A 14,646-nucleotide genomic window follows, 5' to 3' on the forward strand; every position below is an offset into this window, starting at 1 on the left:
CTGGTAGCGTTCATCAACGAGGTGCCCTCCGCCCGCGGCTCTGGTTCTTCAGACAAACCACAGTCTCGCGGCGCTGGAGGGCACTTTCACGTATCTCGCGCAGCCCCTACTGCAAGATCACGGCTAGCCGCCGGCTCCGACACAGCGGCGTCACCCGTCGCATCAACAGCCCTTCCCCGGGCCGCCCCAACAGCCAAGACCTGGCCGGTTCAGGCGACGTGCGTATGGCCGGTGGGGTGAGCGCATCGACCCGGCCGATCGCGACGCTGACAGCGTGACCCGACACCGAAGATTCTCCGCTGTTGCGGGAATTCACCGTCCGGTGGGCGACCACGTTGCTGTCCGAAACAGCCACGGCAGCGGACGGGTGATCGCGTCGCCTACCGCGTCGTGCAGGTGCAGCGTCGGCGCGGCCGTCGTCGCTTCGTCTGTCAGTTGCCTGGCGAAGCGAATCTCGGTGTCAGCGACGTTGTCGATGGAACGCGCCCAGGTCAGCAGGGCCAGCCCGTCGGTGTCGATGGCCACGGCCTGGAAGTCCAGGAGCTCACGGTCCTGCGCGCAGGCTGCGCCTTGTGTGCAGATGGGTCCGGTCTTGACCGGTGTCGGGTCCACCGTCACCAGCGGCGAGAACGTTTGACCACCGTCGAGGCTCTCCAGGTAGCGCTCGAACCACACCGCGTCGTCAGGCGCCGCATCGGGCAGCGTCGCTTGGTCGGTGTGGTACAGCGACACGCCGACCTTGCCCCCACCGTTGGCGTCCACCCACGGGAACAAGGGCGTGCCGGCGTCGACCACCACCTGAGGATCGGACCAGCTTCTCCCCCAGTCGGCGGAGCCGCTGAACTGCACCCGGGTGCGCTGGCCTTCCACAACTTCCTGCCAGACCGCCACCAGCTGGCCCGGACCTGCGTTGGCCACCACCGGGAACGCCCGGGTCGTGTCGATGCCGTCGCGGGCGGGTGCCACCGTCACCTGGGCGAACGTCAGCCCGCCGTCAACGGAACGAGCGAAGCCGACACCCCCCGTGGACGTCGCGTAGACCACACCGACCCGGTCGGCGAGCCCAGCCGGCCCGGTCCCCTCCTCGACCACCATCGTGCCCGGTGGGCAGACGCAGCCGCTGCGGTCCAACACGCTGGCGGCCAGGCTATGCACGACAAACGTCCTGCCCCCGTCGACCGACTTGGACACCATCACCCCGGCCGGGATCTGGTTGTAGGCCAGGTACACCACGCCACCACCCGAGGTTGCCAGCCACTGGCGGTCGTGGATCACCACTCCGCTCAAGGGACTGGCGAACCAGCTGTTACCACGGTCGTCGGAGACCGCGGCGGTCGAGCTTCCCACCCACAGGTCGCTGAAGTACACCGTGGCGCCCTGGGGATCCACCGCCACGTCCGAATCGCCACCTCCAGGGAACGCCGCTCGCAGCCCCGGCGGGGTCAACACCCACGTGGCGCCCCCATCGTCGGAACGCCACAAGAAACTGGCGGCGCCCGGCAGATCTGCCAGCAGACCGGCCGGGGCGTTGACGTACAGCCTCCCATCAGGGGCCACCTCGATACCCGGCTCGGCGGTGTTCTGCCCGCTGACCACCACCGGATCGGAGAACCAGGCTCCCTGCTCCCCGGCGGACGCAGTGGTGGCAGGATCCGCTGCCACGCTGACCGCGGCCAACAACGCCGCTACCACCGCGCCGCGCCACACCCTCCCACCGCCGACACGAGATGCGCGACCACCGGCAACATCACCGTCAACCGCCTCCAAGAAGCGCATGGCACCCCCCACGACGCGGCCGTCCGCAACCTGCGGTGCTCCCGCGCACACCGCCGAAGCATACGCATGGGCGATACATCCTGCTTAGCGGCATTGTCCGATTAAGTTGCTCGAGAATGTTGGCATTATGCGGTTGAACCCACGGAACGCCGCAGCCACGGGTCTGGCTCCTGCCGCTGCTGTCGTGCGGCAGCCGGGGGTTCAAGCTCGACGGGACGCCTCGTGGCTCCAGAGGGCGAGTAGCGCCCGGTCTCTTGCGGTCCTCTGGCGCAACTGCCGTGTTGCTTCGTCGGTCGCGACGTGCGAACTGCCGCAGTCCGGGATGGTCACTACCGACCGTTGCGGTGAGGCGGACGCAGCCAGGTCACTGTCCGCTGGGTGGTCTCGGAGGAGATCGCCGGCGTGATGAAGGTCGAGCGAGCCTCGTGCGTTGCCCGGCGAGACGTCCAGATCCTGCACAGCATCCAGGGTGGGTTTCAGCGCTGTTCGGGACGAGGCCGGCCGTAGCGTTCTTCGATGTGACCCGCGGATGTGACGCCGGCCATGAGATTCTCCCCGTACACGGCCCTGCGTGACGGGTTGTTACGGACGCACTGTGAAGTGTCCTCGTCGAGGCGACGCTCGACACATTCTACCGTTGCGCACACGCCTTCTTCCCCCGCGGCGTGGGCCGCGGCGACGACGAGGGCGGGGCGCAGTCCGTTTGCCTCGCGGAAGGGATAGTCGGCGACGAGGTCGTACGAGGCCCGTAGCCGGCGCGACGGTTGGCGGCGATCGCCGAGCTCGGACGAGCGCCAACGCCCGCGCCTCGGACAGGAGGCGCTCGCCAGGTTGCTGTTCTGTGCCATGTGGCCCCCGGGCAGCGCCCCGAGGGATTCTCGCGAAGGCGTTGCTCCGCCCCAACTTCCGTGCCATGCTAGCTGTGTCCACTATTGGACGATCCGGTGCGGACGGAGTCACGATGGCAGGTGGAGGGAAAGGCAAGGATGCGGGTGACATCGACGTAGAGGTCGATGCCGAGACTGCATCTTCGATGACTCTCGACCTCCTCGGCTTCGATGACATCAACGTCGAGGTCGGCGGAACCGAACGGCCATTGCGGTCGGTCATGGAGGTCGGTGGGACCGGCCAGCCACTCAACACCAGGACCGAGGTCATCCTGCCGCAGCCGATGAAGACCGAGATGCGCACCGAGCTTGCGATCACCGAGCCGATCGTCACCGAGATGACGACCGACGCGCGCATCGACGTCGAGCCGGTGGTCGTTGACCTGTGCGTGACACTTGGTATCCGCGATCTACCCCGCCAGTGCATCCGCCGCCCCTACCGCCGCCATCTGGGGCTCACGTTCTTTGGCATGCAGATCGTGGGCCTCGACTGGAGCGGCGAGTCGAGCATCGTTATCGACGACCTCCCGACGCGACCCCATGTCGAAGTCGGCGGCGAAACCGTTCCGCGCCGGGGACCCGGCCACCGCAAGCAACGCGATCCTGTGGTGGTGTCGGAACCGGGCGCGGGAGAAGGCCTGCGCATCCGTCTCGGAAGCTGAGGGCGGACGATGGGCACCCGCGCGGCACACCTGAGGCTGACCGGCGACGAGCAGACCCCCCTGGTTTTCCGTGGACCGCCACGCAGACTGCGCGGCCGCCTCCCCGTCGCGAACACCGGCCAGCGTCGCGGCGTGCTCCGCGAGGCGGTGCTGCAGGGCTCGCCGGAACTGCTCGGCGACGAGCAGCGCGTCTGCTACCGCCTCGGCGCGACGGTGCTGCGTCCCGAGCAGCGTTCGGAGGTCGGCGTCGCGCTCACGCTCAACCCCGCGACCCGACCCGGCGAGTACCAGCTCGAGGTTGAGGTCGGGGGCGAGGTACGGCCGGTCGTCGTTCAGGTGCTTGAGGAACTGCGACTGTCGGTGTCGCCGGCGCAGCTAGTGGTCGAGAACCGGCCGGGAGAGGTCCAGACGAAACGGGTCGTGGTCGACAACCGGGGCAACGTCGACCTGACCATCGGGGCAGTTGGGGACGCGGTGCTCAACGATGAGTTGTTCGAGTGCCGCGCCCTCCGCCGCGCCCTGCGGGAGCTCACAGACGAGGACGCGGAGGCCGAGGGTAACTCGATCGACCTCGATGCGGTCCTCACCAAGGTGGCCCACGCCTCCCAACACGTGCTGGATCGCGCCAACCATCTGCGGGTGCGCAACGCCAGCGGCAGGACCGTAATCGAGCCGGGTCGGTGGGCGACCATCGACCTCGAGATTGAGGTGCCGGACACCCTCAGCCAGCACACGCGCTACTGGGGGACCGTGCCAATCTACACCCACGACCTCGCCTTCGTCGTGGTGCCGTACCGACCCGAGGACACTGAGTGAACCTGACGGCCGTCGGGAGTCGCATGACGAGAGCAAAGGCACATACTATGCAGCGGGCGACGACGCAGCGACCGACCTCGCCGGGACTGGGCGAGATGGCCTGTGCGGTCGGTCAGCTGGCCACCTCGGTGTCGGACGCGGTCGAGGACTTCCTGCGTACGCTGACGCCGGCGGCCCGCCCTTCCAAGCACGATGACCACTGCCAAGGATGCGGCCGCGACGACTGTCACTGCACCTGCTGCGTCACCGACGCCGATATCGTGGTCTACACGCGCCTCTTCGAGCGGCGCGTGGTCCCAATCCGGATCGAGAACACCCGCAGACGGGAACGACAGATCACCCTGGAGCTCAGCCGGTTCACCACCAGGGGCGGAAAGCGCGCACCGGTGGAGGGGCGCATCGAGGGCCCGACGTCGTTCACGCTGGGCGGCTGCGAGGAGAGGGACCTCACCCTGGTGATCGACGTTGGGAAGAAGGACGATGACGTCAACCACGACGAGGAGCGCGAGCGTCCGTCGGACGTCGAAGACTGTGTGGTAGCGGTGGCCGACCTGCGCATCGAGGGCTGTGACCACCGTCCGGTCAGAATCGCCGTGCCGATCCTGCCCCGAGACTGCGCATCCTACGAGATCGCGTGCGAGTGCGCATGCTGCGGGTGAACGTCGACCACGAGAGCCCCGGCCTGCGCCGCCTGATCGAGGCGCTGACCGGCGACGCTCTCAGGGACCTGCTGCGCAACCTGCGACACCACAGCGAGATGCAGCGCCGCATCGCCGCGGGCCACCTTGACGCGCAGCAGGTCAACGGCGCCTACCTGCAGCACGCCCGCAGCGAAGGCGGCGATTTCCGCCGCGACGTCACTGCAGCAACCGTCCGCTACTACCGCCGGCTCTCGGAGCTGTCGCTGCGTTACAGCGAGCGCTTCTACGAGCACGTCCTCGCCGACGCCGCCGAGGCTGGCGAACCCGGGGACGACAGGGCGACGGAGCCGCGCGGCATCCCGCTGGAGTTGCACGGGCCCCCTAGGCGGGAGGTCGTCGGTCACTTCACGGTCGAGAACACCGAGAACATCCAGACGTCGACGCGCTTCCGCATCGGCAACTGCGTCGGGCCGGACGGGGTGCCATTCACGCCCCCGCTGACCATTCAACCCTCCGAGCTCACGCTCCCGCCGGGCGAACAGGCCACGGTGACACTGCGCCTGGCGCTGCTCCCGAGCCTGTTCGAGCCCGGCTTCGTGTACCGCTGCGCTGTCACCGCCGAGGGACGAGCCGACCTCGCGCTCGACCTCGCCCTGTGGGCAGACGAGGAACCCACCTCCCCGCCGTCGGATCCCACTGCGGCGAGCCACGAGGAACGAAACAACACGAGCCCGGTCGTGCCCCATCAGTGGCTCACGCGTTGCCCGGACTGCGGCCGCGCCTTCGAACGCACCCAGCCTTCGGCCCGCCTTTACCCCCATAAGTCCCCCGACGACCAGCCGTGCCCGCAACGTGAAGGCGTGGCCGAGCGAGGGTGAACGTCTCTACCCTCAACGCCTGGTCGGTGGCCTTTGGAACGTGATGACACGGAGGGCCGTCGCTCGGGTACCCAAGCCCTCACCGCCATGTCCCCGGGTCGCGGCCCATGCGCGGTGCCGCCAGGTGCCCCCCACGCGAACAGGACGGGAACCATCAAGGCGATCGTCGACGAACGGTTCGGACCCCCGGACGTGCCCGGCTGCGCGACACACCGACATGCGCCATTGCTGAGCCAGCTATGATCGCCGTCCGATCGCGGCTCAATCACCCCGCGTCCCTCCAGTAGAGCGCGTAGATCGTTCCCACCCGGGCACGTGTTCGCCGACACCTGCCCCGTCCATAGTTCGTTGCGGCGGACGGAACGAGACGCAATCATTGTGACGGATCACCGACAGGAATAACGACCATGGTGGACACCGCAACGCGCACGGACAACCTCCGCGACCTCACCCGGAAGGTGGCGGAACGGCAGCTGACCACGGTCAAGCACGCCAGCCGATCGCTCCAGCGGTACGCCGAGTTGCTGCGTCGCTACGCCGACGGAGAAAAAGGCGCCGCTGAGCTCGGGAAGGACGTCATGAACCTCGCCGTCGACCAGTGCACCCGCGGAACCGAGGACGCCATCGAGGTCTCCGCCGACTATTACCGCTGGCTGTGGTCGCTGGCCGGAGTCGAGTTCCGGGCGCCGGCTGACGAGGATCGCGACAGGGAGGGTGTATCTGCCAGGACGTCCGGTCGGGAACGGAGCGGCTGACGCGGTGAGCGGTGCGGCCGCCGCAATCGTCGACGAGCCGGGGCTCGCACCGGGGACGCGGGTGGCCACGGCGCTGGACCGGATCGGTGCGATGGCGTTCTGCACACGCGCCGCCACACGCGCCAACGTGCCGCTCGAGCAGGCTAGGGTGGTGATCCTGCCTGAGCTCTCCAGCTTCGTCCTCGACGCGCCGACCTCCACCGACCCGGCGCTCGTCGAACACCTGATCGATCTTTTCCACGACGCAGGTTTCGTGGACGTGACGGTCGTGGGCTCTTCGGACAGCTCCGCGCTGTGGGCAGGGAACCGTGGCGTGCTCGCCCTCGCCGACCTGCTGGGGTACGGGTTCACCACCCCGTGCGGCCGCGATTACGACATCATCGACCTGAGTGAGGATCTCGTCGAGGGTGGCTTCGAACGGGGCGAGGTGCTGTACGGATCCAGGCTCTCACGCAAATGGCTCGAGGCGGACGTGCGGGTTGTCTTCGCGAAGAACCGCAGCGACGAGGCGGACGGCTACGCCTTGTGCCTGGACACGCTGCTTGGAGCGCTGCCCCAGGTCGACGAGGATTACCACTACCGGATGGCGCGCGACCCGGGCGACGTCGTCGCCGAACTCTTGCGGTCCACGCCCGTGCACCTGGCCCTTATCGACGCAATCATCAGCTGTCACGGCAGCGGCGGCGCGCGGGCACCAAAAGCGTTCCGCGCAGAGCGGGTCATCGCGGCGAGCGACGTGTGGGTGGCCGACCACGTCGGCGCTCTAGCCATGGGCATCGACCCGGCGACATCCCGGCTCGCTCGACGTTCTCCGCCGACGGCGAGGAGCTTGCAGGGCGTGGCTTTGCATGGCGACCCGCGACCCCGCGACGGCTGGCGGTCCCCGCACCCGCTCATCATCGACGCCACCAGGCGGCGCGACGCCTCACCCACCTGGGCCCGGCTCGTACGTCCGTGGCTGCAGGTGCTGGACCCGGAGCTGTTCCCGCTGCGCTCGCCGCTGGACGCGCGCATGAACGCCAATCTGGCTCCGCTGTTTGCGGACGTGGACGAGGACCCGGTCGCCTTTGCGGCTCTACTGTTCGTCGATCACACGCTCGCGAACATGCACCTCGCACTCGACATGTACCGGACCATGTACTCCAAGGACGACGTCCGCCGGGCGATCGTACCTCTTGACCTTGATTTGGAGCGGTTCGACGCCACCGACTACGAAACGATCGTTCCTGAGCTGGAGGCGGTAGCGCGTCTGGCCGCCGGTGCGCCGCGCCGGGCCGAGGGTCTGCGTTGGCGGAAGATCGACGAGGCGATCGTGTTCGAGTACGCCCGCGTCGTTCCGATCGGTCTCGACCGGTTCGTCGCCGACGTCGACGTGGCCCGCACGATCCAGTACATGAACGACTACGTAGGTGGCGTGATCGTCCCGGTCTCTCATGACAAGCACGGGCGCGTGGTGCGCCAAGCCGAACGCAACGTGTACCTCCCGCAACCTAACTACGTGAGCCTCGCCCAGGGCCAGCCGATCGACGTGATCAAGCTCGAGCACGCCAGCTACACAGACGACGTCCATCGCATGTGCTGGAAGACCATCTCAAGCCCCAACGGGTCCGCAGTGCACGACGACGGCATCGTCACGTTCGCACGCGTGGATGGCGGCACCCGGGTTACCATCGCCGGGCGCCAGCAGTTCGTACTCCCGCCGCTGTGGCGGACGGTCGATCTGCGGCTCGTCCCAGAGCTGGAAGAGCACCTTGTCACCGACGCGTACCGGATCTTCTTCGATCGCACCCTGGCGAACCTCGAAGCGCTGACGGAGGGCCGCAACATCAGCATCGGCCGGGCGTGGACGGATCCGGAGAGCCCGGACGACACCGAGCCGCTTCCAAGCAACGCGGTCGAGCGCGCCATCGAGGAGGGTCTGGCATGGGTCGCCCGGCTGCGTGCGGCCGCAGGGTCCGCCGAGGTCGCGCCGGGTGGCGGGCGCGGTCTGCCGGGCGGGCGGTCCCGTCCCCGGAACGTCGACGAGGACGGGTTCGTCCACGTCGGTCCGCGGCCGGCTCGTCCAGCCGAACCGTCCAGGGACGAGCGCGACACGGTCCTGGCCGACCTGATGGACCTGTGGTCCGGACTCGTCAACGCGGCCGCCCGCGACGGGTTCGAGCTGGTCGACCGGCTGCAGCCGTGAGAGCCCTAGTCACCGGCGGGAACGGTCTGATCGGCGCCAACCTGGTGCGCACACTGATCCGCGAAGGCCACGAGGTGCGTCCGCTCGTTCGGGCAGGCGCCGACCTGTCGTCGCTCGACGGTGTGCCGGTGACGCCGCAGGTCGGGGACGTGCTCAACACGCAGTCGATCCGTGACGCGGCCGACGGGTGCGATGTCGTGTTCCACACGGCCGTTCCGTACGTGTACGGAGCAGAAGTCGACGCAGACCTCGTCGAGGTCGCTGTGACCGGGACCGCGAACGTCCTGTCTGCTGCGGCCGCATCCGGTTCCAGGCGCGTGGTCGTGACGTCGTCATCGGTCGTGTTCGGCTACCGCATGACGCCCGAGGTCGTCGACACGTCCGGAGGACTGACCGACGGACACGATCAGCCTGTCTACGTGGCGGCCAAGATCCACCAAGACCGTGCCGCGGTGGAACGAGGCGCGCGCCTCGGGATCGACGTGGTGCTGGTGTGTCCGACCGTGTGCGTCGGTCCCCACGCGACGCGCCTGGGACCGAGCAACGCGATGATCGTTCAGGTCCTCGTCGACCCGGTGGGCGTCACCTATCAGGGCGGGGGCAACGTGGTCGCGGTCCAGGACGTGGCCCGAGGCCACCTGCTAGCGGCCACGCATGGACGACCCGGCCAGCGTTACCTGCTCGGCGGCGAGAACCTGACCTGGGAGCAGGTGCACAACACGGTGGCGGAGCTGGCGGGACTGCCGCATCGGGGCGTGCGGCTCAACCACACGCTCGCGTACCTGGCCGCCGGGGCGGAGGAATTGCGCGCACGGCTGGCGGGGCGCCCGGCCGTCACGAGCCGCGAGCAGTCGTCCATGGTCGGCCGCTACTACTGGTACCGCCACGACCAGGCGACTCAGCTGGGCTACACCCCGCGTCCCGCCCGCCGCGCTTTGGCCGAGGCGCTCGCGTGGCTGGTCGCGAGCCGGCACGTATCGCGCGAGACGCGCACCAGGCTGCACCTGCACGCCGATGTGTTCGCGGCTCGGCGTGCACTGGAGGCGGCCGAACGGGAGCTGGTCAACGCGTGAGGACCTTCCGGACGCTGGTCGTGCTGCGCCAACCGGTCGGCGCGGTCTGGACCACGATGCGCGACCGGCTACCCGAGCTGGTGCCGATGATCGACGATGTCGACCAGATCACAACCCTCGAACGCGAGGAACTCACCGACGACCGCACACGCTTGGTCAACGAGTGGCAGGTGCGTCAACGGATCCCCGAGCTCCTGCGAGGGGCGCTGCCCCAGGGGGAGCTCGGTTGGATCGACCGCAATATATGGGACGACGACTCGCACCTCTGCACCTGGCAGATCGAACCGTTCGTGCTCCCCGGAGCCATCCGGTGCGAAGGGAGCACCTCATACGAGTCGGCGATGGCAGGTCGCGGCTGCCGAGTGCTGTTCGAAGGGAGCTTCGACCTGTCCGACGACGCCCTGTCGGCGCTCGCCGCGCCGCTGCGTCGACCGGCCACGCGGTTCGTCGAGACCATCGTCACGACCCTGATCCCGCGCAACACCCGCAGCCTCCTCGAGGCCGCCGCGCAACGGGCCAGTGAGGATGCTGGTGAACCTGGTTAACCGAGGACGACGCTGTGGTGGAAACCCAGCCGACGATCAGCGAGCGGGCCAATAAAGGGTTGGAAATCCTGGATCGGAGGCATGTCGACCCGTAGCCGGACCGTCGCGTCGGGGTAGTCGTAGACCGTAATGTGGTTCAGCCCGCGGTTGGCGGTGAACAGCAGCGACTGGTCCGCGCACAGCTGCGCCGCGTACACGGAATCCAGCAGGCTGAAGCGGCTTACCCGCAACGCTCCCAGGACGTGGTTGCTGTTTCCGAACACGTTGGCCCGCGCGAGCGCGTCGTAGGTCTGCGTGACGACCTCGCGCGGCCGCTGTAGCAAGGCCTCGAGGTCCGGGCGCTCGTCGATGATCCGAAACGACGAGAGCGTCTCGCGGTCGATGCACACGATCGACTGACTGCCACCGTTGCAGAAGATCACCTCCGTGTCCGACAGGGTCAGATCGGAGTTGATGTGGGCGGGGATCTCACGGCCCCCAGCCCAATGCCGAAGCACCTGCCCCTGCGCGGCGTCGATCTCGAACACGTACTCTTTCTTGAACGCCATCGCCCAATCGTGCCAGTCGACGTGGTCGGTCGGTTCCACCCGAAATGACACCGCGTAGAAGACGTCCGACCCCGGGGCTGCCACCACATGCCAACAGGTCGCCGGCAGTTCAACGACCGAGGCCTCGTCGGTCTCCAGGTCCCAGACTCCCACGTGCCTAGCCTCGCCGTCGCGGCCGTACGCCGGAGAGTCCATCGACCCGTAACAGATGTAGCGACCACTGCCGGTGATCTTCATGGCGTGCGGCAGCTTGACTCGGTGTGGTCCCAGCCGTTTCGGATCGGTGAGGTCGTCCAGTGAGAAGCGGTAGAAGTTCTCGCCGATCGGGGTCATGAACTCGCGGTCCGACAACCAGATGAGGTGGGTACTGCCCTGTAACGACGTTGGCGCGGGTTCGAAGCGCAGGGTGGAGATCCGGTCCAGCTCAGCGAGAGTTACCGCATCGTAGAAAAGCAGATGCTGACCCGCGTTGCCAAGAAAACCGACCGTGCCCGAGGGATTCAGCGAGACGGCGTGACCCGCGGCGATCCCGTCGAAGTAGGCGATCTTGTACGCGTAGGTGTCGGCTTCGGGGTCGTACAGGAACAGGCAAACTCCTGCCAGGCCCTCAAGCCCGTTGACCCCATTACCGTCGAGCGCGATGTGGAACGCGTACGGGTAGCCCTTCACGTCCGGCATCGTGCTGCCTCCTCCTCGGAGCCGGGCGTTCAAGATGCGACCCGGCGTACCACAAGTGGACGCCGCATTATGCCGCGGCGAGTCCGATCAGCTCACCGTAAGCGAGTCCTACTTTGAAACGCCCAGTTCTGGCGGCTCGCGGTACGCATCCGAGCACAGGGACGCCCTCGTGGTGGCCACCCTCCATCCTCGTGATCGCCTACCACTTCATCCGTGACGGGGTCGACCCTCACGAGCTCGGCCCCCGACTGGATGACCCGACGATATTGGTCGACTCGATGCGATGAGGCCCTGGGATAGGCCGTGGTCGAGCGCGGCGTCGATCGTGAGACGGTGCCGTCGGATCTTGCGTGGAGTTCGATGAACGCGGGGATGCGGCAGGGCTGCGCCCACGAGATCCACCGCCATCCATCGTGCCGTCGACCGGCACGGACTCGCCGGTGCGGACGCGCACACGGTCCCCCATCTGCAGCTCGTCGACCGGGACCTCCACCTCCTGCCCGTCGCGGATCACCCGGGCCGTGTCGGGCCGGAGGTCCATCACTTGGCGCACCGCCTGCGACGAGCGCGTACGAACGACCTGCGACACGTAGTCGGACAGGATGTGGTAGGCGGTGACGGACACGTACCCTGCGAAGAAGTGCCCGGCCGGGAACTGCGGGTCGACGAACATCTCCAGCAACCCGCCGGTCAGCCCGCGAACGCCCCGAACTCCAACAGCACGTGATGGTTGAAGATCCCCCGCCGCAGCGACGCCCACGCCATCTTCTTCACGAACCCCTCAGTGACGAACATCGTCTCCAACTTCACGCCGGGATCGGCTACGTCACCCCCGACGACGAACACGAAGGATGAGGGGCACAGATCCGCAAGGCCCGACGCGAGGCATGCGCAGGGCACGCGCCCAGCGCATCGCCTACCGTCGGAACAACCGAACGAGCAGGACCTGACCGTGGTGGGGAGTTTCTTCGCCGAAGCCCGTCATCAGCTCAGACGCACCTCACGGCGCCGCTCGTCGGCGCCACTTATCTCCCGTGTTGGGGTTAGTTGTTTCAGAGCGCGGCGCCCGTTCCGAGATCTGCTCAGCCTCCGCCTCAGCGTCGTCGAGGCTCTTGACCAACACGACCTGCTGCTTCCGGTGCTGATGCCCCAAGCGCGGTAGAACTCGTGCGCCGTTGACGTCCCTTCAGGAGAGCCGCACCCGTATCAGGTTTCCCCTGTGCGCATCGACGCTTCCGCGCCTCCGGCTCGATGCTCCGAGCGAGTGGACTGCGCCGTCTGCCCGGGCGCAGACGACCTTTCCCTCCACCGACCACCCAGGTGATGGTGGACGCTGCCCGTCTCCCGGTCGCGCAGCCCCGATCGCGGCCGTTTTCGGGGCAGCGCGCACACGCGCAGCCGCCCCGGGGCACAAAGCGCGAGCCGCACCGGCGACGGCGGCCGGTACTCCCTGCTCAGAGACGGAGCGTGCCCTCGACGAGCGTGCTCGTGTTGCCGGGGATCCAGATCGTGCCGTCGTCGTCGCGGCTGACGTAGACGCGACCGTCGGCGCCGACGCGGCGACCCTGGCCGGCGACGTACGGCGCGTCGATCAGCCCCGCGCCGACCAGCCACTGCGCCACCGAGGCGTTCAGGCTCCCGGTCACGGAATCCTCGAGGACGTTGCCGCGGTCGTTGCTGAAGAACGCCCGGACCTCGATATCCACCTCGCCCCCGGACGGATGCAGTCCGACCACGCCCACGTCCAGCTCGGTCGGGTGGCTCGTCGGGGCGTCGAGCGCGAGCACGTCCTCGGCGCCCGGCAACAGCAGCGCCGCCCACCCGGGGCCGTTGTCGACCCACGCCGACGTCGACGACGTCCGACGGATCGGTCCCGACGGCCTGCGTCAGCCGCGCGAGCTCGTCGTCGGTCCGCGGTCCGGACCGCTGCAGCTCGGGCGCCGCTAACGCGAGTCGGCCGTCGATCCGTCGCAAGGGCACGTTGCCGACGCTGCACTCCTGGACGATGCGGTCCGGCCACCGCGGCTGGCCGCCGGCCTCCAGCCACGCATGGCCGGTGCCGAGGCTCGGGTGGCCGGCGAACGGCAGCTCGTCGGCCTGCGTGAAGATCCGCGTCGGGGCCGGTCGGCGGCAGCAGGAACGTCGTCTCGGACAGGTTGAGCCAGCGGGTCAACCGCTGCATCTCCTCGGTCGACAGCCCCTCGGCGTCGTGCACGATTGCCAGGGGGTTGCCCGTCATCGGACCGCCACCCGCGAACACGTCGACGTTCCGAAACGTGCGGGTCATCTCCACGTCTCCCTCGCCGGGATCGGGACGCTAGCCGCGCGCCTCGTCTGGCCTTCCCCCAACGGACCAGACACCGCGGTTTGCGGCGATCGGGATCGGTAGCGGAGCGGTCTGGGCAGCGAGGCGCACCCGACCTCGGCGATCCGCCGGCGTCAGCGCCCACCCCCGACACCAGGTCGGCATAACCCCGAGGTCGGCGTAACGGGTCCGTACGAATCCGAGGTTGGCTCCGATGGATTCTTCGGGCCACCCGCACGAGCCGCGTGGGCGAGACTCCGTCGGTGTCCGTCCGATTGCCCGACGGTGAAGTGGTCGACGTCCAGCTATGCGCGAGACCGGCTGTGGCGCAACTCCCAGAGTCGGCCGCGGCCGCCGATGCGCGAAGTGCCGCAGTCGGTTGGGGCTCGGCTTGGATCCGGCAGGCTGGGAGAGCATGCCCGGCGGACCGCCGTGAACCGCTATGGGGACCCTCTCGGGGTCCTGGCACCGGGTCGACGGCAACGTCGTGGGTGACGGAGCGGAGGTCGTAGTCGCAGGTCCTGTGGGGGTCGACCAGCGGATCCTCGTCCTCGAGGTGCTGGTGTCGGGCGCTTGTTGACGAGCACTTCGCGGGGCGGTCACGTCCGGCGACGTCCCACCAAGGACGCTTGGTGGGTCGTTCCCCCTGATTCCCGACGCAGCTTGTGCCAGTTGTAGGTCCGCGGTGGAGGGGATGTGCCGGGGGCGCGCGGCTGCCAAGGCGGTGCGTGCGGCTGGCGCAGACCTGCGGGGCCGTCCTTGCGGTACGCCCTAGTGTCCTGTCCGATTGAAGCGCTGCATTATTGTTCGGTGCCGGTTGCTTGGAGTATGTCGCCGCAGTAGCGGCCGATCGACCCCAGGATCTCTTCGCTGGTCTTGGTCCACACGAACGGTTTG

10 protein-coding genes and 3 pseudogenes are annotated in these 14,646 nt (G+C 68.2%); 8 read left to right on the forward strand and 5 right to left on the reverse strand.

Features of this window, described 5'->3' with window-relative positions; genetic code table 11:
* Positions 1-312: 312 nt before the first annotated feature.
* Complete coding sequence (locus KY462_15950) at positions 313-1,692, reverse strand: glycoside hydrolase (GenBank protein MBW3579193.1); 1,380 nt, start codon at positions 1,690-1,692, stop codon at positions 313-315.
* Positions 1,693-2,665: 973 nt separating this feature from the next.
* Here KY462_15950 and KY462_15955 point away from each other — a divergent pair.
* From KY462_15955 to KY462_15990, 8 genes are all read left to right on the forward strand, one after another.
* Positions 2,666-3,325 (forward strand): hypothetical protein, encoded by a 660-nt coding sequence (locus tag KY462_15955; GenBank protein MBW3579194.1) that lies wholly within the window; start codon positions 2,666-2,668, stop codon positions 3,323-3,325.
* A 9-nt stretch (positions 3,326-3,334) separates the two neighbouring features.
* Positions 3,335-4,141, forward strand: a complete 807-nt coding sequence (locus tag KY462_15960) for a hypothetical protein (protein MBW3579195.1) — start codon at positions 3,335-3,337, stop codon at positions 4,139-4,141.
* Positions 4,142-4,164: 23 nt separating this feature from the next.
* Positions 4,165-4,800, forward strand: a complete 636-nt coding sequence (locus KY462_15965) for a hypothetical protein (GenBank protein ID MBW3579196.1) — start codon at positions 4,165-4,167, stop codon at positions 4,798-4,800.
* Positions 4,776-5,660 (forward strand): hypothetical protein, encoded by an 885-nt coding sequence (locus KY462_15970; GenBank protein ID MBW3579197.1) that lies wholly within the window; start codon positions 4,776-4,778, stop codon positions 5,658-5,660. Before KY462_15965 ends, KY462_15970 begins: the two co-directional genes overlap by 25 nt.
* A 407-nt stretch (positions 5,661-6,067) precedes the next feature.
* On the forward strand, positions 6,068-6,415 hold the full coding sequence (locus KY462_15975) for a hypothetical protein (protein ID MBW3579198.1): 348 nt from the start codon (positions 6,068-6,070) through the stop codon (positions 6,413-6,415).
* Positions 6,416-6,419: 4 nt separating this feature from the next.
* A complete protein-coding gene (locus KY462_15980) occupies positions 6,420-8,600 on the forward strand; it encodes a DUF362 domain-containing protein (GenBank protein ID MBW3579199.1) in 2,181 nt (726 codons plus the stop codon).
* Positions 8,597-9,673, forward strand: a complete 1,077-nt coding sequence (locus KY462_15985; protein MBW3579200.1) for an NAD-dependent epimerase/dehydratase family protein — start codon at positions 8,597-8,599, stop codon at positions 9,671-9,673. The genes KY462_15980 and KY462_15985 overlap by 4 nt, the downstream gene beginning before the upstream one ends.
* Positions 9,670-10,218: a hypothetical protein gene (locus tag KY462_15990; GenBank protein MBW3579201.1), complete on the forward strand. Its 549-nt coding sequence runs from the start codon at positions 9,670-9,672 to the stop codon at positions 10,216-10,218. Before KY462_15985 ends, KY462_15990 begins: the two co-directional genes overlap by 4 nt.
* Here KY462_15990 and KY462_15995 read toward each other — a convergent pair.
* The 4 genes and pseudogenes from KY462_15995 to KY462_16010 all read right to left on the reverse strand — a co-directional run bounded on the left by KY462_15995 (position 10,215) and on the right by KY462_16010 (position 13,731).
* On the reverse strand, positions 10,215-11,435 hold the full coding sequence (locus KY462_15995; protein ID MBW3579202.1) for a hypothetical protein: 1,221 nt from the start codon (positions 11,433-11,435) through the stop codon (positions 10,215-10,217). The two genes, KY462_15990 and KY462_15995, sit on opposite strands and share 4 nt — an antisense overlap.
* Before the next feature lie 282 nt (positions 11,436-11,717).
* Positions 11,718-11,848, reverse strand: a pseudogene (locus KY462_16000) (transposase).
* 5 nt (positions 11,849-11,853) lie between these two features.
* Positions 11,854-12,239, reverse strand: a pseudogene (locus tag KY462_16005) (cation-transporting P-type ATPase).
* Positions 12,240-12,898: 659 nt separating this feature from the next.
* A pseudogene (locus KY462_16010) lies at positions 12,899-13,731 on the reverse strand (PhzF family phenazine biosynthesis protein).
* Positions 13,732-14,646: the final 915 nt, after the last annotated feature.

The sequence above is a fragment of the Actinomycetota bacterium genome (assembly GCA_019347675.1).
In the GTDB taxonomy this organism is placed as follows: domain Bacteria; phylum Actinomycetota; class Nitriliruptoria; order Nitriliruptorales; family JAHWKO01; genus JAHWKW01.

Excerpts from the sequence above, each read along its gene's own strand:
- KY462_15965 (MBW3579196.1), top strand. The coding sequence starts at position 4,165 with ATGACGAGAGCAAAGGCACATACTATGCAGCGGGCGACGACGCAGCGA.
- KY462_15975 (MBW3579198.1), top strand. The coding sequence starts at position 6,068 with ATGGTGGACACCGCAACGCGCACGGACAACCTCCGCGACCTCACCCGG.
- KY462_15960 (MBW3579195.1), top strand. The coding sequence starts at position 3,335 with ATGGGCACCCGCGCGGCACACCTGAGGCTGACCGGCGACGAGCAGACC.